The 17,789-nt window shown below is 72.1% G+C and carries 17 protein-coding genes; 8 read left to right on the top strand and 9 right to left on the bottom strand.

From position 1 onward, the window contains the following. Nucleotides 1–11: 11 nt before the first annotated feature. Complete coding sequence (gene xylA, locus ACQPZP_RS19665; protein WP_433479047.1) at nucleotides 12–1,169, top strand: xylose isomerase; 1,158 nt, start codon at nucleotides 12–14, stop codon at nucleotides 1,167–1,169. A 45-nt stretch (nucleotides 1,170–1,214) separates the two neighbouring features. Here xylA and ACQPZP_RS19660 read toward each other — a convergent pair whose 3' ends face one another. The 4 genes from ACQPZP_RS19660 to ACQPZP_RS19645 form a co-directional block, all read right to left on the bottom strand. After that, on the bottom strand, nucleotides 1,215–2,453 hold the full coding sequence (locus ACQPZP_RS19660; RefSeq protein ID WP_433479046.1) for an ABC transporter permease: 1,239 nt from the start codon (nucleotides 2,451–2,453) through the stop codon (nucleotides 1,215–1,217). Continuing rightward, on the bottom strand, nucleotides 2,450–3,079 hold the full coding sequence (locus ACQPZP_RS19655) for an ABC transporter ATP-binding protein (RefSeq protein WP_433479640.1): 630 nt from the start codon (nucleotides 3,077–3,079) through the stop codon (nucleotides 2,450–2,452). Before ACQPZP_RS19655 ends, ACQPZP_RS19660 begins: the two co-directional genes overlap by 4 nt. 110 nt (nucleotides 3,080–3,189) lie before the next feature. Further along, nucleotides 3,190–4,218: a peptidoglycan-binding protein gene (locus ACQPZP_RS19650; protein WP_433479045.1), complete on the bottom strand. Its 1,029-nt coding sequence runs from the start codon at nucleotides 4,216–4,218 to the stop codon at nucleotides 3,190–3,192. Between the two features lie 14 nt (nucleotides 4,219–4,232). Then, on the bottom strand, nucleotides 4,233–4,778 hold the full coding sequence (locus ACQPZP_RS19645; protein ID WP_433479044.1) for a hypothetical protein: 546 nt from the start codon (nucleotides 4,776–4,778) through the stop codon (nucleotides 4,233–4,235). 178 nt (nucleotides 4,779–4,956) lie between these two features. Here ACQPZP_RS19645 and ACQPZP_RS19640 point away from each other — a divergent pair, with 178 nt between their 5' ends. Genes ACQPZP_RS19640 through ACQPZP_RS19630 form a run of 3 tightly spaced genes read left to right on the top strand, consistent with a single transcriptional unit; the run spans nucleotide 4,957 to nucleotide 7,459 of the window. Then, nucleotides 4,957–5,613, top strand: coding sequence for a response regulator transcription factor (locus ACQPZP_RS19640; protein WP_433469256.1), 657 nt, complete (start codon nucleotides 4,957–4,959; stop codon nucleotides 5,611–5,613). Beyond that, on the top strand, nucleotides 5,610–6,953 hold the full coding sequence (locus tag ACQPZP_RS19635; protein ID WP_433479043.1) for a sensor histidine kinase: 1,344 nt from the start codon (nucleotides 5,610–5,612) through the stop codon (nucleotides 6,951–6,953). Before ACQPZP_RS19640 ends, ACQPZP_RS19635 begins: the two co-directional genes overlap by 4 nt. Further along, nucleotides 6,950–7,459, top strand: coding sequence for a mycothiol transferase (locus tag ACQPZP_RS19630; protein WP_433479042.1), 510 nt, complete (start codon nucleotides 6,950–6,952; stop codon nucleotides 7,457–7,459). Before ACQPZP_RS19635 ends, ACQPZP_RS19630 begins: the two co-directional genes overlap by 4 nt. Here ACQPZP_RS19630 and ACQPZP_RS19625 read toward each other — a convergent pair. The 5 genes from ACQPZP_RS19625 to ACQPZP_RS19605 all read right to left on the bottom strand — a co-directional run bounded on the left by ACQPZP_RS19625 (nucleotide 7,429) and on the right by ACQPZP_RS19605 (nucleotide 13,508). Continuing rightward, complete coding sequence (locus tag ACQPZP_RS19625; protein WP_433479041.1) at nucleotides 7,429–8,763, bottom strand: glycosyltransferase family 4 protein; 1,335 nt, start codon at nucleotides 8,761–8,763, stop codon at nucleotides 7,429–7,431. The genes ACQPZP_RS19630 and ACQPZP_RS19625 overlap by 31 nt on opposite strands. A 60-nt stretch (nucleotides 8,764–8,823) precedes the next feature. Beyond that, nucleotides 8,824–10,017 (bottom strand): Ig-like domain-containing protein, encoded by a 1,194-nt coding sequence (locus ACQPZP_RS19620; protein WP_433479040.1) that lies wholly within the window; start codon nucleotides 10,015–10,017, stop codon nucleotides 8,824–8,826. Nucleotides 10,018–10,211: 194 nt separating this feature from the next. Beyond that, nucleotides 10,212–11,363: an Ig-like domain-containing protein gene (locus ACQPZP_RS19615; protein ID WP_433479039.1), complete on the bottom strand. Its 1,152-nt coding sequence runs from the start codon at nucleotides 11,361–11,363 to the stop codon at nucleotides 10,212–10,214. A 193-nt stretch (nucleotides 11,364–11,556) separates the two neighbouring features. Further along, nucleotides 11,557–12,342 (bottom strand): VC0807 family protein, encoded by a 786-nt coding sequence (locus tag ACQPZP_RS19610; RefSeq protein WP_433479038.1) that lies wholly within the window; start codon nucleotides 12,340–12,342, stop codon nucleotides 11,557–11,559. Between the two features lie 239 nt (nucleotides 12,343–12,581). After that, entirely contained in the window at nucleotides 12,582–13,508 is a 927-nt protein-coding gene (locus tag ACQPZP_RS19605) for a LysR family transcriptional regulator (protein WP_433479037.1), read from the bottom strand. 144 nt (nucleotides 13,509–13,652) lie between these two features. Here ACQPZP_RS19605 and ACQPZP_RS19600 point away from each other — a divergent pair, with 144 nt between their 5' ends. From ACQPZP_RS19600 to ACQPZP_RS19585, 4 genes are all read left to right on the top strand, one after another. Further along, nucleotides 13,653–14,990 (top strand): pyridoxal phosphate-dependent aminotransferase, encoded by a 1,338-nt coding sequence (locus ACQPZP_RS19600; RefSeq protein ID WP_433479036.1) that lies wholly within the window; start codon nucleotides 13,653–13,655, stop codon nucleotides 14,988–14,990. 282 nt (nucleotides 14,991–15,272) lie between these two features. Beyond that, nucleotides 15,273–15,845, top strand: a complete 573-nt coding sequence (locus tag ACQPZP_RS19595; RefSeq protein WP_433479035.1) for a hypothetical protein — start codon at nucleotides 15,273–15,275, stop codon at nucleotides 15,843–15,845. 157 nt (nucleotides 15,846–16,002) lie between these two features. Beyond that, nucleotides 16,003–16,560 carry a CGNR zinc finger domain-containing protein gene (locus ACQPZP_RS19590; protein WP_433469246.1) on the top strand — a complete coding sequence of 186 codons (558 nt, stop codon included), beginning with the start codon at nucleotides 16,003–16,005 and terminating at the stop codon, nucleotides 16,558–16,560. Nucleotides 16,561–16,740: 180 nt separating this feature from the next. Further along, nucleotides 16,741–17,775, top strand: coding sequence for a GDP-mannose 4,6-dehydratase (locus ACQPZP_RS19585; protein ID WP_433470013.1), 1,035 nt, complete (start codon nucleotides 16,741–16,743; stop codon nucleotides 17,773–17,775). The last annotated feature ends 14 nt before the right edge of the window (nucleotides 17,776–17,789 follow it).

The following is a 17,789-nucleotide window of genomic DNA, read 5'->3' as shown; positions in this document are numbered from 1 at the left end:
GGAGGATTCCCTTGAGCGACTACACACCGGTGCCGGAAGACCGCTTCTCGTTCGGCATCTGGACGGTCGGCTGGCAGGGCGTCGACGTGTTCGGCCCCGGCACCCGCCCGCCGATGCCCGCCGACCGCGCCGTGCGCAAGCTGGCCGAGGTCGGCGCCTACGGCGTGAACTTCCACGACAACGACGTGTTCGACTTCGACGCCACGGCCGCCGAGCGGCAGGAGAGGATCGACGCGTTCCGCAAGGCCCTCGACGAGACGGGCCTGGTCGTCACCACCGCCACCACCAACCTGTTCGGCCACCCGATCTTCAAGGACGGCGCGTTCACGGCCAACGACCGCGACGTCCGCCGGTTCGCGCTCCGCAAGGTCATGGACAACCTGGACCTCGCCGCCGAGCTCGGCGCCCGCACCTACGTGTGCTGGGGCGGACGTGAGGGCGCCGAGTCCGGCGCCGCCAAGGACGTCCGGGCGGCGCTGGACCGCTACAAGGAGGCGTTCGACGTGCTCGGCGCCTACGTCGCCGACCAGGGCTACGACCTGCGCTTCGCGATCGAGCCGAAGCCGAACGAGCCGCGCGGCGACATCCTGCTGCCCACCATCGGCCACGCCCTCGCGTTCATCCAGACCCTGGAACGCCCCGGCGACGTCGGCCTGAACCCCGAGGTCGGGCACGAGGAGATGGCCGGCCTCAACTACGCGCACGGCCTCGCCCAGGCCCTGTGGCAGGGCAAGCTGTTCCACATCGACCTGAACGGGCAGCACGGCCCCCGCTACGACCAGGACCTCCGCTTCGGAGCCGGCAACACGCGCGGCGCCTTCTGGGTCGTCGACCTGATCGAGAACAGCGACTACAGCGGCCCGATCCACTTCGACTTCAAGCCGCCTCGCACCGAGGACGACGAGGGCGTGTGGGAGTCGGCGGCGGCCTGCATGCGCAATTGGCTGATCCTGCGCGAGAAGGTCCGCGCGTTCCGCGCTGACCCCGACGTCCAGGAGGCCCTGCGCCAGGCCAAGCTGGACGAACTCGCCCAGCCCACCCTGGCCGACGGCGAGGACTGGCGCTCCGTCCGCGACGCCACCGCAGACGCCGAGACCCTCGGCGCCCGCCGCACCGCCTTCGAACACCTCGACCAGCTCGCCCTGGAACACCTCTACGGCGTGAGATGAGAGCGTCGGCCCAGGCGGCGGCCCCTGGGCCGACGGCCTGCATCGTCACGGTGCCGCGAGGGCCTCGGTGGGGGCCAGGCGGGCGGCGCGGAGGGCCGGGTAGAGGCCGGCGACGCCGCCGATGAGCAGTGTGGCGAGGACGCCGCCGGCCATCGCCCACACCGGGACGACGGTCGGCCAGCCCTGCGACACGGCGAAGACCGCGGTGACCACGATGCCGATCGCCACGCCGCCGACGCCGCCGAGCGCGGCGAGCAACTGCGACTCGGTGAGGAACTGCAGCCTGATCTGGCCGCGGGTCGCGCCGAGCGAGCGGCGCAGGCCGATCTCGGCGCGGCGTTCCAGGACGGAGATCACCATCGTGTTGGCGACGCCGACGCCGCCGACCAGCAGCGCGACGCCGCCGAGTCCGAGGAGCAGGCCGGTGAACGCCTTGTCGGTGGCGTTCTGGGCGGCCAGCGCGTCCGAGGGGCGGCTGACCTCGACCTCGTTCGGCGCCTGCGGGTTCGCGGTGGCCGCGAGCAGGTCCCGCACCTTCTCCACAGCGTCCTTGCGGGCCCGGGTGTAGACGGTGGTCGGATGGCCGTCGAAACCGAGGTGGGCCGCGGCGGCGTCCCAGCCGACGAGCGCGGCCGAGTCCAGCTCCGGCGCCAGCTGGGTCGGTTCCAGGATGCCCACGACCGTGAACCACTGCGAGCCGAGCCACACCTGGACGTTCGGCGTCGACACCCCGAGCTGCTCGGCTGTGTCCGAGCCGAGCACCACCGCCGGGTACTTCGCCGTGCCCGCGTTCAGCCACGTCCCGGTGGCCATCGTAAGGCCGACGGTCTTCGGCAGGTCGAGACGGGCCGCGAAGACGCTGATCCCGCCGCTCTCGCCCTCCGGGATGTGGTCGTTGCGGTAGACGTTGGTGTCGCTCAGCTTCGCCGTCGCGGACGCCGAGTCCACCTCCGGCATCCGGCTCACCATGCCGACGGACTCCTCCGGCAGCTTCGAGTCCTCCCCGAAGAAGTCCCGGCCGGGCCCCACCGTGAGCAGGTTGGTGCCGAGCCGGTCGAGCGTCGCCTGCAGCTGGGCCCGGCTGGACGTCGAGATGCCGACCACGCCGATCATCGCGGCGATGCCGATCGCGATGCCGAGGGCGGACAGGAACACCCGCATCGGGCGGGACCGCAGACCGGCGGCGCCGACCCGCAGCACGTCGCGCGGGCCGAGCCGCGCCGGCCCGTCCCCGGGCGGGGCCGCCGCGTTCACCGTGCCGTCCTTCTGTGCGCCGCGCTTCATCGGGCCGCCTCCAACCGTGCGTCGTCGTGCACGATCCGGCCGTCGCGCATCCGCACCTGCCGGGGCAGCAGCGCGGCGATGTCCCGGTCGTGCGTGATCAGCACGACCGTCGTCCCGCCGCCCGACAGCTCGCGCAGCAGGTCCAGCACGCCCGCGCCCGACGCCGAGTCCAGCGCGCCGGTCGGCTCGTCCGCCAGCAGCAGCGCGGGCTCCCCGACGACCGCGCGGGCGATCGCCACGCGCTGCTTCTCCCCGCCGGACAGCTGATGCGGCCGGTGGCCGAGCCGGTGCCCGAGCCCGACGCGCTCCAGGGCGCGGCGCGCCTTGCGGCGCCGCTGGGCGAGCGGCACGCCCCCGTACAGGAGCCCGTCCGCGACGTTGTCGAGCGCGCTGACCCCGGCGGCGAGATGGAACTGCTGGAACACGAAGCCGATCCGGCGGGCGCGCAGCGCCGACAGCCGCCGGTCCGAGAGCCGCGACACGTCCGTGCCCTCGACCAGCACGGTGCCGGCGCTCGGCCGGTCGAGCGTGCCGATCAGGTGCAGCATCGTCGACTTCCCGGACCCGGACGGCCCGACGATCGCGACCAGCTCGCGCTCCTCCACGGTCAGCGACACCCCGTCCAGCGCGGTGACCCCGCCCGGATAGGTCTTGGTCGCCTCGCGAAGCTCGACGACCGCGCTCCCGGCCCGCTGCGGCGGAACGACCTCCCATTCCCCTTCCCGCGCTTCGCCGCTCACGAGGGCACCCCGACCTTCATGCCCTCGGACAGCCCCGATCCGGAGATCTCGACCTGGCCGTCGGTGAACACGCCGGTCTCCACCGGCACCGTGCGGACCCGCCCGCCCTCCACGACCTGGACGGCGTAGCCGCCGTCGCCCTGGGCCAGCAGCGCGCCGATCGGCACGGCGAGGACGCCGTCATGCTTGTTCGCGGTGATGTGCACCTCGACGGGCGCCTTGTCGTAGGAGCCGAGCTTCTGCTGGCTCGCCACCGCGATCTCGACCTCGACGGTCGTCGGCTGGTCCTGCTGCCCCTCCTTGGCGACCTTCCCGACCGAGGTGATCCGTCCCTTGACCGTGTCGCCGGACGGCAGCTCGATCTCCACCTCACCGCCCTTCTTCGCGAGCCTCTGGTACTCGACGTCCAGGTCGACGCTCACCACGCGGGTCGTGCCGGTGTAGGTGAGGACGGCGCCGCCGATGCGGTCGCCGACGTTCGCCTTGCGTTCGGCCACGCGGATCCGGCCGGGCGCGACGACCGCCGAGCCCGGCTGGATCCGGCCGGTCTCCTCCAGGCCGAGGTCGTCCTGCCAGCGCTTCACGGCCGTGGTGGTGGAGGCGCCGAACGTCTTGTCGACGGTGAACCCGGTGTAGCCGAGGGCCCGCAGGTTCCGTTCGAACTGCAGGACGTCGGCGCCCTCCGTCCCTTCGGAGAGCGCCCGGTACAGCGGCAGCCTCCCGTACAGCAGCGGCACCGGCTTGTTGTCGACCCGGTACACCGACCTGCCCCTGGGGATCACCGAGCCGGGCCCCGCCAGCCAGGTGAGGGTGCCGTTCCCGGCTCCGGCGATGGTGCGCGTGTTGCCGTAGCCGAGCGTCCCGTCCACGTCCTGCGTCTCGACGAGCGTCGTCCGCTCGATCGCCGCCGTCGCGGGCGGCAGGGAGCTGTGCGCGGCGGCCGGGTCGCCGCCTCCGCCCAGCCCGGCCGTCGCGAGACCCGCGCCGCCGGCCACGATCACGCCCGCCGCGCCGAAGACGATCACGCGTGTCCTGGCCACTAGTCGCCGCCGACGGTCGTCGAGGGGCCCTTGCCGCCGTCCGGCGAGAACTTCGAGCACGCCTTCTGCGCGTTCTTGAACTTCTGGCTCCCCGGGTCGATGCCGGTGCCCTTGCCGGCCTGGATCTTGATGCCGCCGTCGGGGTCGGGGTCGGGGAACTCGCTGATGCCGTTGTCGCGCATGCACTTCGACATGGCGCGCATCTTCGCCAGCTCCTCCGGCTTCGGCTTGGGCGGCTTGCCGCCGTTCGGCATCAGGTGCGCGCACTTCTTCTGCGCCGCCTGGATCTTGCCGTCCGGCTTGTCGGGGCCGCCCTTGCCCGGTCCGGCGGACGACCGGATCTCGATCCGGCCGTCCCCGCTCGGGTCCTTCATGTCCACCCCGTTGTCGCGCATGCACTGGGCGAACTTCCGCATCTTCTCCTGGTCGCTGGCCTTCTTGGCGGTGCTGCTCGCCCCCGCGCCCTTGCCCTCGGCCCCGCAGCCCTGCAGGCCGAGGGCGAGGGCCGGAACCAGCGCCAGCGCCGCGAGCGTCTGTCGTCGCATCGGTCGGTCTCCTCGTCGGTCCCCGCCGGACGGTGCGCCGGCGGCGACCGCAAGTTCAGTCCCGGGCCGGTAACCCCGGCGTAACCGGATCGCGTTATGCCGGCGTTACGCCGCCTCCCCGAAGCTTGGGCAGGACGCGCCGGGCGGCGCGTCCCGGAGACGGCAGAGGACGGAAGACGTGCGAGTACTGATCGCCGAGGACGAGCGGATGCTCGCCGATTCGATCGCCGAGGGGCTCCGGGCCGAGGCCCTCGCCGTGGACGTGGTCTACGACGGGGACGCCGCGCTCGAACGGCTCGGCGTGAACGACTACGACGTGCTCGTCCTGGACCGGGACCTGCCCGTCGTGCACGGCGACGACGTGTGCCGCGCGCTCGTGGAGTCCGGGGCGCTCGTCCGGGTGCTGATGCTGACCGCCGCGGTCACCGTCCCGGCCCGGGTCGACGGGCTGCGCCTCGGCGCGGACGACTACCTGACCAAGCCGTTCGCGTTCGAGGAACTGGTGGCGCGGATCCTCGCGCTCGGCCGCCGGGCCCGCCCGGCGGCGCCGCCGACGCTGGAGCGCGCGGGGATCCGGCTCGACCCGTCCCGCCAGGAGGTGTTCCGCGACGGCCGGTACGTGCACCTGGCCCGCAAGGAGTTCGGGCTGCTCGCCGAGCTGCTGCGCGCGGACGGGACGATCGTGTCCGCCGAGCGGCTGCTGGAGAAGGTGTGGGACGAGCACACCGACCCGTTCACCAACACCGTCCGGGTGACGCTGATGAAGCTGCGCCGCAAGCTCGGCGATCCCCCGGTCATCGAGACCGTCCCGGGAGTGGGGTACCGGATTCCATGACGACGCACACCACGACCACGCACGCCACGAGGGCCCACACCGGCACCACGTGGTTCAACGACCGGCTGCGGCCGACGATCAGGATGCGGCTGACGCTGCTCTACACGGGCCTGTTCGTGTGCGCGGGCATCGTCCTGCTCGGCCTGACGTACCTGCTCGTGCAGAACAACCTGCAGAGGCAGGGCGAGCCCGCGAAGGCGGACCAGGTCTTCCAGGCAAACGGGGCCGGCGGGAAGACCGCGGGGGCCGGCGGGCAGGTCGTCGCGCCGCCGCCCGGCGAGGCTCCGCAGGTCACCCTCCAGAAGGTCCAGGGTGTGCTGGTCAAGGGACGCCAGGACTACCAGCGGGAGACGCTCAACGCGCTGCTCACCCAGGGCGGCATCGCGCTCGGCCTGGTGGGCGCGGCCGGGCTCGGCTTCGGCTGGCTGCTCGCCGACCGGGCGCTGCGGCCCGTCCACACGATCACCGACACCGCGCGGCGGGTGGCGCGCAGCCACGACCTCACCGAGCGGATCGCCTACGAGGGGCCGCGCGACGACGTCAAGGAGCTGGCCGACACGTTCGACACCATGCTCGGCCGGCTGGCCGGCGCCTTCGACGGGCAGCGAAGGTTCGTCGCCAACGCCTCGCACGAGCTGCGGACCCCTCTCGCGATCAACCGGACGCTCGTCGACGTGGCGGTGCGCCGCCCGGACGCCACCGACGACGTCAAGCGGCTCGGCGAGTCGCTGCTGGTCGTCAACGGGCGGCACGAACGGCTCATCGACGGGCTCCTCACCCTCGCCGACACCGGGAACGTCGTTGCCGACGCCGCTCCGCTCGACCTGGCGGACGTCGCCGGGCACGTCCTCCAGCAGGCCGCCCCGGAGGCCAGGGCCCGCGGCGTCGGAACCGACCGGCTGCTGGGCCCGGCGCCCACCTCGGGCGACCCGGTGCTCGTGGAGCGGCTCGTGCAGAACCTCGTCGAGAACGCGATCCGGCACAACCGCGAGGGCGGCGACCTGCACGTCGCCACCCGGGGCCGCGACGGGTGGGCCGAGGTCGTCGTCACCAACACCGGGCCCGTCGTCCCCGCCTACGAGGTCGAGACGATCTTCGAGCCGTTCCGGCGGCTCGGCAACGACCGGGTGCGCTCCGACCGCGGCTCCGGGCTCGGCCTGTCGATCGTCCGCGCCACGGCGACCGCCCACGGTGGCGGAGTGACCGCGGAGCCGCGCCCGGACGGCGGCCTCGTCGTGACCGTGCGGCTGCCCAGCCGGGTGGACGGCCCGCGGCAGGAGGTCGCCCCGGGGGCGCCTGCCGGAAACGCGGGGCGGATCACGGTAGCGTCGGATCAATGACCAGTGCGCAACTGCTCACCGACGCCTTCGACAGGATCCAGCAGGTCGTCCACGGGGCGGCCGGGGGGCTGCCCGCGCGGCGGCTCGCCGAGCGGCCCGCCGAGAGGGGCAACTCGATCGCGTGGCTCGTCTGGCATCTCACCCGCATCCAGGACGACCACGTCGCCGACGCCGCCGGCACCGCCCAGGTCTGGACCGAGGACGGATGGGCCGACCGGTTCGGCCTGCCCCTGGATCCGTCCGACACCGGGTACGGCCACAACGCCGCCCAGGTCGCCGCCGTCCAGGTGGAGTCGGCCGATCTGCTGACCGGGTACCACGACGCCGTGCACGACCGGACCGTCCGGTACGTGGCCTCGCTGACCGACGACGACCTGTCCCGGGTCGTCGACCGGGCCTGGGATCCGCCGGTCACGCTGGCCGTCCGGCTGATCAGCGTGGTCTCCGACGATCTGCAGCACGCGGGCCAGGCCGCCTACGTCCGCGGCCTGCTCAAGGGCGCCTGACGGCCGGGCTGCCCGCCCCGGACGCTGGCGGGCGCGCCGAGGCCGGCGATGAGGCGCGACCACAGGGGGCCGATGCGGTCCAGGTGATGGGCGCGCACGGACCGCAGGGCCGCGTCGCCGAGCCGATCCCGCAGTCCGGGGTCCGCGATCAGCCCGCGGAGCGCCTCGGTCAGGGCGTCCACGTCCCCGGCGGGGACGAGCAGCCCGTCGTGGCCGGGTGTGATCAGCTCGGCCGGTCCGGTCGGGCAGTCGAACGACACGACCGGCAGCCCCATGCCCATGGCCTCGATGACGACCATCGGCATGCCCTCGCGGCGCGACGACAGCACGTGGATCGACGCCCGTGCCATCTCCGCGTGCAGGTCGCGGGTGCGGGGGCGCAGCTCGACCCGGCCGGTGAGCCCGAGGTCGCCGATGAGCGCGCGGAGCCGGTCCCGGCGCGGCCCGCCGCCGAAGATGCGCAGGGTCCAGTCGGGGTGCTCCGCGGCGATCGGCGCGTAGGCGCGGATGAGCAGGTCGAAGCCCTTGGCGTGGACGAGCCGGCCTGCCGCCAGCACGACCTTGTGCTCGCGCCGGGACGGCCGGCCCGGCAGCGACGGCGCGGCGTTCGGGATCCGGACGACCCGCGCGGCGGAGCCGGCGAGGGCGGCCTCGTAGCCGGCGCGGGCCTCGCCGGTGAGCGTGGCGACGACGGTGAGCCGGCGGTAGGCGCGGACGATCTGCCGCCGGAGGGCGGGCCGGTAGGACCCGAGGTTCATGTGGTCCTGCCCGATCGTGGCGACACCGCCCGGCGCGAGCTCGGCGACCAGCAGGATCAGCGACGGCCTGGTCGCGACGAGCACGTCGGGCGGCCTGCCGCGCATCAGGGCGCGGTGCAAGAGGCACAGGTCGGTCCAGAGGCTCATGTGGCGGAAGGACGCCTCGTCCGCGGGCGTCAGCAGGCTCGGCAGCCTGGCCAGGGCACGGACCGCCCGCCCCTTGGCGGCGAAGCGGTCGTCGGCGTAGGTGACCGTGACGCCGTCCGGGATCGTGAAGAACGGTTTCGTGCTCCGTCTCAGGACGCTGACGATCTCGACGTCGTGGTCGCGGACCAGGTGGCCGCAGAGGTTCAGGACCGTGCGGATCGTCCCGCCCGTCCCGTGCGCGTTCTGCAGCAGGATCCGGACGCGGAGCCGCTCACCGGGCGGCGGGACGCGCCGCAGCCGCAGCGGGCGCAGTGCCCAGAGCGCCGAACGGCGCAGGACACGGTGTGCCCTGCGCCGGGCGCGGCGCCGCATTCGCAGCGGGCGCGCTGACTCGTTCACCGGCTCCCCGATCGCAGACGGCCGTCTCCGGCTCGTTCCCCGGGCGGGGCCCGGCGATCGTCACCCGGTGGTCACGGTTCGGTCGAGCGCACTGCCCTTGACCCACCGGTTCCACGACATCTGGTAGTAGCTCGTGCCGTTGAACGGCTCCAGCTTGCGCTTGGTACCCGTGATGATCACAGGGTCGCCGATGTAGGAGAACTTGTAGAACCACTGGGCGTCCTTGGGCGGCGAGTTGACGCAGCCGTGGCTGACGTTCTGGCGGCCCTGCGCCCACACGGTGGCGGCCATCGAGTGGATGTACTCGCCGCTGTTGGAGATCCGCACCGCGAACGGGATGACCTCCTTGTAGCCGCCGTTCGCCTTGTCCTTCGGGTCGACGCCCATCCACTCCGACGTCATGATCGCCGGGTTCTCCTTGCCCATGGTCAGGTGGATGCCGCTGGTGGTGAGGTAGGTGTCGACGCCGTTGACGACGCGGCCGCCGCGGCCCGCGCTGATCGGCCAGCTGCGGACCTTCTTGCCGTTCTTCTCGACGACGGCCCGCTTCTTCTTGGTGCTGATGGTGATGATGTGCGAGTCGCCGATGCGGAACCTGCGGCTGAAGTCCGACACGCCGTAGGTCTTCTTGCCCGACTTCACGCCGGCCAGCTTCGCCGTGAACGTCACGTTCTGGTTGGGCTCCCACCAGGTGCCGTTCTTCGTGCGGAAGATCGCCGTGGTGTCGTTCGACCAGTACCAGGCGCCGGTGGCCGGCTTGGTCGACTTGACCTCCAGGGCGCTCTCGACGGCCTTCTTGTCGCCGACCGGGCGGTTGAAGGTCACCTGGATCGGCATGCCGACGCCGACCTTCTCGTTCTTGCCCGGGGTGATGTCCACGATGCTCAGCGCGTTCGCCGCCTTCTGCGTGGCGAAGGTGGCGTTGACCGTGGTCGACTTGCCCTTGGGGCTCTTGGCGACCGCCGTGACCTGGTACTTGGCGCCGGGACGCAGCGTCCGCGACTTCCAGCTGGTCTTGTCGGCGGTCATCGCGCCGTCCACCGGCTTGCCCTTGAGGGTGACCGTGACCTGTTCCAGGGTGCCGCCCGCCGCGGTGACGACGACGCCGTTCTCGGGCGCGGCCTTGGTGTTGCCGTTGCCCGGGTTGATCGTCACCTGCGGGACGGTCGCGTCGCCCTTCTCCCCGACGGTCACGCCGGAGTCCTTCTCTCCCCCGCTGCAGGCGGTCGTGAGGAGCAGCACGACTCCCGCCATCCCTGCGCCCGCACGAACCCCTGCGGAAACCCTCCGCTGCACCACAACCTCCAGAACCCCGCCGTCTACCACAGCGACATTAGCGACAAAAGTCGACGATCATGCCATGACCCGGGGGTTTGGGGGGCGTCCGAGATCAAAGCGTTGCAAGAGGGCGTTGTGACGATCACTCTCTGCGATATTCCGCTCGTGGCTCAGCGGAGGGCGCTGCCCTCGCGCCACTTGTCGAACGGCAGCTGGAAGACGGACCAGCCGTTGTCCCATTCGACCTCGCGGTCGCTGCCCGTCAGCTTGATCACGTCGCCGCGCTGCATGATGTCGTAGAACCACTTGGCGTTGGCCGGGCTGACGTTCAGGCAGCCGTGGCTGACGTTCGCCGAGCCCTGCGAGCCGAGCGACCAGGGCGCCGAGTGCACGTACTCGCCGCTGTTGGAGAAGCGGACGGCGTAGTTCACGACCGTCTTGTAGTAGCCGGCGTCGCCCTCCTTGCGGCCCGGCGACGTCATCGTGACCGGGTTGCCCTTCTCCATCAGGAGATGGACGCCGCTGGTGGTGGTGAACTCCCGGGTCTGGCCGTTGCCGGCGCTGAACGGGATCGTGCGCAGCTTCTTGCCGTCGCGGGTCACCGTCATGTGGTGATCGCCGATGTCGCCGGTGGTGATCTGCGAGGCGCCGATGGTGAGGTTCGCCCGCGCGTCCTTGGCCCCGTAGACGCCGCCGCCCGCGTTCACCCCGGCAAGGTCCGCCTGGAAGCGGACCGTCTGGTGCGGCTGCCAGTACGTCTTCGTCCGGTAGATGACCTGGTCGGAGCCGACCCACCGCCACGCGCCCTCCACCGGCTTGTCCGGGGTGACGTGCAGCGTCCGCTCCACGGCCGCCTTGTCGGTGACCGGGCGGTTGAACCGGACGAAGATCGGCATGCCGACGCCGACCTTCTCTCCCGTGAGGTTCGGGGTGACGTCCACGATCGACAGCGTCTCGGACGGCTTCAGCGTCGTGAACGAACTGGTCGCCGTGCGGGTCTTGCCGCCGCCGCTGGCCTGAGCGGTGACCGTGTAGGACGTCCCGGGCGTCAGGGTGCGGGTGGAGCGCCACGTCTTGTGGCCGTCGCCGTACTTGCCGGTGATGGTGGCGCCCGCGCCCTGGACCGTGACGTTCTGCAGCTTCCCGCCGTCGGTCTTGACCTCGACCGTCCCGTCCGGCTTGACCTGGGCGGTCCCGGTGGCCGGCGTGATCGTCACGGTCGTGTCCGACCCGCCCGAGGCGAGCCTGCCCGCGCCCCCGACCGAGCAGCCGGTCACGAGCAGCGCCAGCGTGCCCGTGCCGCCGGCCACCACAAGCCCCACCCGACCCTTAGTCCCCACAAAGACCCCCAAGCCCATGAATTCACCTAGTGTCCGGTGAAATTGATTCAAGGATGGAGACGCCCCGAACGGGGCGCGGGTTCGGACGGAACCGAAGATTTGCCGTTCGAGCCGGCGGCAGGGCGCCGCTCAGGCGGCCGTCGAAGAGCCGCTCAAGCGGCCGACGGAGGCCGTGTCAGGCGGCGGAGCCGGTGGAGGACTGCGGGGCGGGCTCGCGGTTCACATGGCGCACGACGCGCTTGAAACCCCAGACCGACAGGGCGATGCCGATCCCGCCCAGGCCCGCCACGATGCCGGTGCGGATCCACAGGTACATGCTGATCGACTCGTTGAACAGCATCCACAGGCTGATGCCCACGTTCGCGAGCAGCACCGCCGACCACAGCAGCGAAATGCGCAGGAAGAACTGGTGGACCCTGGCGTGCTTGTAGAACGCCTCCGGAATCGGCGCCATGTCCTTGGCGAGCTTCATCGCCAACGGCCGTCCGAGCGGCACCGAGGCGAGGAAGGCCATGCTGACGGCGAGCGTGCCGAGGGTCGGCTGCAGGAAGTAGATGACCGCGCTGTGCGTCGCGGCGGCGAGCCCGGCCCTGACCGTCACGCCGACCGCGGCCAGCATCAGCATCCCCGACACCGGGTGCCCGCGCACGTACCGGTAGATGATCCCGCCGTACACCCAGGCGACGGCGGCGATGAGCGCGCCGTTCAGCCCGAGGATCATGAGGGCGCCATAGAAGACCGCGACGGGGGCGATGACCCCCTCCACGAAACGCGGCAGGGCGTGCATGAGCAGCGCCGTCACCCGCGGCAGTTCGAAGACGTGGTGGCCTCCCGCGTGTCCCTTGCCGTCCTGTGGCCTGGGCGCCCGGACCAGTCCGGGCGGCTCCGCGGTCGTGCTCGCCGGTCGTTCCATCGAGCGCTGCGCTCCCCAATCGGTCTGCATGGACTCGGATCTGCTCACGATTCGCACCACCGTACGTGATGATCCGCACGTTGCCGTCCGTTTTCGAACGATCCGTGACGCGCGGGTTGTTCCCTGCTTAGTTCGGCCGCGGGGGCGGCAAGGTGCGGATCAAGGCCGGATCCGGCCAGAGTCGAACCATTCGGTCCCGGCCCTCCTCCGCCGGATTTCAGGAGCTTCCGGGCTCGGCCCTGACCTGGGCGTTTCACCCGGATACCCGAGCCCGGACGGGACATGCGTCAGGCTTCGGGAGTCGTGGGCTGGACGTCGCGGGCGGCGGCGTAGATGGCGCGCAGCGTCACCGCCACCGACGGCCTGCGCACGCTGGCCGTCCGGGTGACGGCGTAGACCTCCCGGGCCAGCGTGCACTCGGGGATGCGCCGCACGGCCACGCCCTGGTCGCCGGCGGCGAGCGCCAGCGCGGGGACCGCGGTGATGCCGATGCCCCGCGCCACCAGGCTCAGGATCGTGTGCAGGCCCTCGAACTCCCAGGGGACGGGGCGGGCCCCGCCGACGGTGTCCAGGAGCCGCTCGACGGCCTGCCGGGACGGCTCCCCGGGCGGCGCCGCCATCCACGGCTCCTCCCGGAGCTGCTGCAGGTCGACGGGCCGGTCCGGATGCGACATGGAATGGGTGTCCGGGACGACCAGGACGAGCGGATCGCGGCGCAGGTGGAAGAACTCCAGTGCCGCGGGCGACTGATCGGGGACCTTGCCCGTCCAGTCGTCGATGAGCGCGATGTCGACCTCGCCGTTCTGCACCTGGCGGATGCCGGCCCCCGGCACGGACTGCCGCAGGACGAAGGTGAGCCCGGGATGGTCGCCGAGGCTCTTCGCCAGCGCGGGCGCGAAGGCGACGGCCGCGGTCGGGAACGCGGTGACCACCACCCGCCCCATGGGGGTGTCGGCCTGGGCGGACAACTCGGCCTCGGCCGACTCCACGAGTCCGAGGATCTCCTCGGCGCGTTCGGCGAGGCGGCGCCCGGCGTCGGTCAGCTCGGCGCTGCGGGCGGTCCGGTCCAGCAGCGGGACGCGCGCCTCCCGTTCGAGCGCGGCCAGTTGCTGGGAGACCGCGGACGGCGTGTAACCGAGGGCGGCGGCGGTCGCCGCGATGCTTCCGCGGCGGGCGAATTCGGCGAGCAGCCGCAGGCGGCGCAGCTCTAGCATCAGCCCATCTTACGGTCACCATCGATGAGACTCGCTTGTGATGATGCTGAAAGCGGGCAAGCATTAGGCGAACCCGGCCGGGTCGCACACACGGGGATTCCACGGTCACCCACCGTCTATCTCGCCATGCCCTTTGGAGTATTCATGCCTGCCCAGAATGTGCCCGCATCCGTCCGGCCGCTGTCGTTCCAACCGCGCCCGGTCCCCCTGTCGGCGACGCTCGCGGTCAACGAGGCCATAGCCCGCAAGCGCAGGCGGGGGGAGCGCGTCCTTCCCCTTGGTTTCGGGGAGGCCGGGATCCCCATACATCCGGCGCTCACCCGGGAGCTCTCCGCGGCCGCGGGCCGGGGCGGTTACGGGCCGGTGGCCGGGTCCGCCGCGCTGCGCGCCGCGGCGGCCGGGTACTGGGCGCGGCGGGGGCTGGAGACCGATCCGTCCATGGTGGTCGCCGGTCCCGGCAGCAAGCCGCTGCTGTTCGCGTTGCTGACCGCGCTGGGGGGTGACGTCGTCGTCGCGGCCCCGAGCTGGGTGAGCTACGCGGCGCAGGCGTCGCTGGCGGGCGTGGAGCCGATCCGGGTCGCCACCCCGCCGGGCGAGGGCGGCGTCCCGAGCCCGGCGCTGCTGGCCGACGTCGTCGTGCGGGCCCGCGCCCGGGGCCGCGACGTCCGCGCCGTGGTGGTGACGCTGCCCGACAACCCGACGGGGACGATCGCGTCCGAGGACACCGTCCGGCGGCTGTGCGCGGTGGCACGCGAGCAGGACCTGGTCGTCATCTCGGACGAGATCTACCGGGACCTGGTGCACACGCCTGGGAGAACGGTGCCGGCCCCTGCGCGGTACGCGCCCGAGCGGACCGTCGTGACCACCGCGCTGAGCAAGAGCCTGGCGGCCGGCGGCTGGCGGCTCGGCGTTGCGCGGCTGCCGGACGGGCCGTTCGGCCGCGCGCTGCGCGACAGCGTGCTCGGGGTGGCGAGCGAGATCTGGTCCAGTGCCCCGGCCCCGATGCAGCACGCCGCCGCGTACGCGTTCGCCGAGCCGCCCGAGCTCGTCGAGCACATCGACCGCAGCAGAAGGCTGCACGCCGCGGTCACCGGCGCGGTCGCCGACCGGTTCGCCGCCGCGGGCGCGCGGGTCACGCGGCCGGAAGCGGCCTTCTACGTCTACCCGGACTTCGGCCCGATGCGGGACGTGCTGGAGGCCAACCACGGCGTCCGCACGGCCGCCGACCTCACGCACCTGCTTTTGGAACGTTACGGAGTCGGCGTGCTGCCGGGCAGCTCCTTCGGGGACGCCCCGGCGGCGTTGCGCATGCGGGTGGCGCCGAGCCAGCTCTACGGGGAGAACGACGAGCAGCGACTCGCGGCCCTGGCGGCTCCGGCACCGGCATCGCTGCCCTGGATCGCCGACGCTCTGGACCGGCTCGGCGAGGTGCTCGGCGACCTTTCCGCCGCCATCACAATGGGTGAGCCTGCGATCGCTTAAAGCGAGCGCGGAACCGCGGGCCGTCCGGTCTCCGGACGGCCCGCGGTCCGCTGCGTGAAGCGCCGGACGCACACCGTCACAGGCGCCCGGAGCGGCCGCTTCAGGGATCGCCGTCCGGCCCGACCGGCGCGTATAAGCGTGGTGTAAGGTCCAACGACGCACGGGGCGAACGTCACCGAACGACCCGCGGCAGGCCAAGGGACGTCCTGTCCGCCCTGCCCGTGGTAAACCCAGGATGAGCGCGAGTCACTCAGGTGATGGAAGAAGGCGAGGGGGCCCGCCATGAGGCATGCACGGGACGGGGCTGCCGCGGCGATGAACGCCGCCTCCAGGATTCTGGTCGCGCGAGGCAAGAACGAGCCCCAGGAGATGGAGAACCCCGACGTCGCCTGGGGGCAGCGGGCCCGTGACGGGGTGTGGGTGCCGACCAGGGACGGCCAGCGGATCCACCTCGGCATCGACGTCGCGGCCGCCGACACGGTCGCGCAGATCCTGCGTCCCAGCCTGCGGGTGTTCGTCGGCGTGGACGTCGACACCGACATCGTCGCCCAGACCACGGCCGGCGGGGTGCGGCTGCTCACGGTGATCCACGGTCCCGACGCCCCCACGGAGTTCCGGTTCTCCGTCTCCCTCGCCGACGGCCTGACGCTGGAGTCGATGCCGTCCGGCGGCTACGACGTCGTCCATCTGCGCTACGGCGCCACCGTCGGGCGGCTGTACAACCCGTGGGCGAGCGACACGATGTTCCGGCAGGTGAAGGCGGACTACGCGCTGGAGGGCTCGGCGGTCACGATGCGCGTCCAGCACACCGACGCGTACTACCCGGTGGTCGCCGACCCGCACTACGAGCGCTGACCGGCCGGATCAGGCCTCCGGCGTGCCAGCGTGTCCTGGCGGGGTGGGCATGGACGTGCGCGATCGGCGTCATATGGTGGGGGCGACGGGCCGCGTTCCGGCCCCGGCGCCGCCGCCGGACACCCGACCGCCCCGGTCCCCCGAGACTGGAGTCCCTGTGATCTTCACCCATGACACCGAGCACGCGCTCACCGTCGTCGTCGACCTGATCAACACGGGCGCGGCGGCGTCCGGCGCGGAGGAGCTCGGCGGCCTGCCCGGCCTGCGCGCGTTCGTGGACCGCAACGCCTTCAGCGACGTGGGCGAGCTCTCGGCGGCCGACCTCGCCCGGGTACTGGACCTGCGCGACCGGTTCCACGCGGTGTTCCGCTCCGGGGACGTCCCGTCCGCCGTCCGGCGGATCAACGAGATCGTCGGCGAGGTCCGCACCACGCCGCATCTGACCGACCACGACGACTACGACTGGCACGTGCACTTCTTCGCGCCCGGCGCGCCGCTCGGCGAGCACCTGGCCGCCGACTGCGGCATGGCGCTGGCGTACGTGGTGGCCGCGGGCGAGCTGGACCGGCTGCGCACCTGCGAGGCGCCGGACTGCTCCCGCGTGCTGGTGGACCTGTCGCGCAACCGATGCCGCCGCTACTGCGACAGCCGGACGTGCGGCAACCGCATGCACGTCGCCGCCTACCGCGCCCGGCAGCGCGAAGCCGCCCACTGATCCCGGGCCGCCGCGAAGCGCCCCGCCCGGCCCCGGCGAGCGAACCAGAAGGGAATTCGGTTCAAAGGGCGCCCTCTCTCGTCATCGCCGTGGCCTGGTCGGTAATCTCATATTTCACGCTCGTTGCGGGTTACGCCCGTGGTGGGCCCCGTCGGACCTATTTCAGCCATGGAGGATCCGCTGTCCAGGCGAGCACTCATCACCGGCATCACCGGACAGGACGGCTCGTATCTGGCCGAGCATCTGCTTGCGCTGGGGTACGAGGTCTGGGGCCTGGTGCGGGGGCAGGCGAACCCCCATGTGTCGCGGTTGCGCAAGCACATCGGCGACGTGCAGATCACCACCGGGGACCTGCTGGACCAGGGCAGCCTGATCTCGGCGGTGGAGCGGGTCCAGCCCGACGAGGTCTACAACCTGGGCGCGATCTCCTACGTGCCGATGTCGTGGCAGCAGGCCGAGCTGACCGCCGAGGTCACCGGGATGGGCGTGCTGCGGGTGCTGGAGGCGATCCGGGTGGTGTCGGGCATCAGCCCGTCCCGGACGCCGGGCCGCGAGCAGATCCGGTTCTACCAGGCGTCGTCCTCGGAGATGTTCGGGATGGTGCGGGAGACGCCGCAGAACGAGAAGACGCCGTTCCACCCGCGCAGCCCGTACGGGGTGGCGAAGAGCTACGGGCACTACATCACGCAGAACTACCGCGAGTCCTACGGGATGTTCGCGGTGAGCGGGATCCTGTTCAACCACGAGTCGCCGCGCAGGGGCGCCGAGTTCGTGACGAGGAAGGTGTCGCTGGGGGCCGCGCGGATCAAGCTGGGCCTGGCCACCGAGCTGCGGCTCGGCAACCTCGACGCCCGGCGTGACTGGGGCTTCGCCGGCGACTACGCCCGCGCGATGCGGATGATGCTGGCGCAGGACGCCCCCGAGGACTACGTCATCGGAACGGGCCAGACCCAGTCGGTGCGGGAGCTGGTGGAGTTCGCGTTCCGTACCGCGGGCCTGAACTGGCAGGACCACGTCGTCCTGGACGAGAAGTACACGCGCCCGGCCGAGGTCGACCTGCTGTGCGCGGACCCGAAGAAGGCCCGCGAGCAGCTCGGCTGGGAGCCCGAGGTGACGTTCGAGGACCTGGTCACGATGATGGTCGAGTCGGACCTGCGGCTGCTGTCGGAGTCCGCGCGTCCCGAGGACGAGCCCTTCAGCCCCGACCACTGGTGATCCTCTCACCGGCG

The organism is Spirillospora sp. CA-142024, from assembly GCF_050942325.1.
Taxonomy (GTDB): Bacteria; Actinomycetota; Actinomycetes; order Streptosporangiales; family Streptosporangiaceae; genus Spirillospora.
The sequence above is the reverse complement of the archived record's forward strand: the minus strand, read 5'-3'. Positions and strand labels throughout refer to the sequence as shown.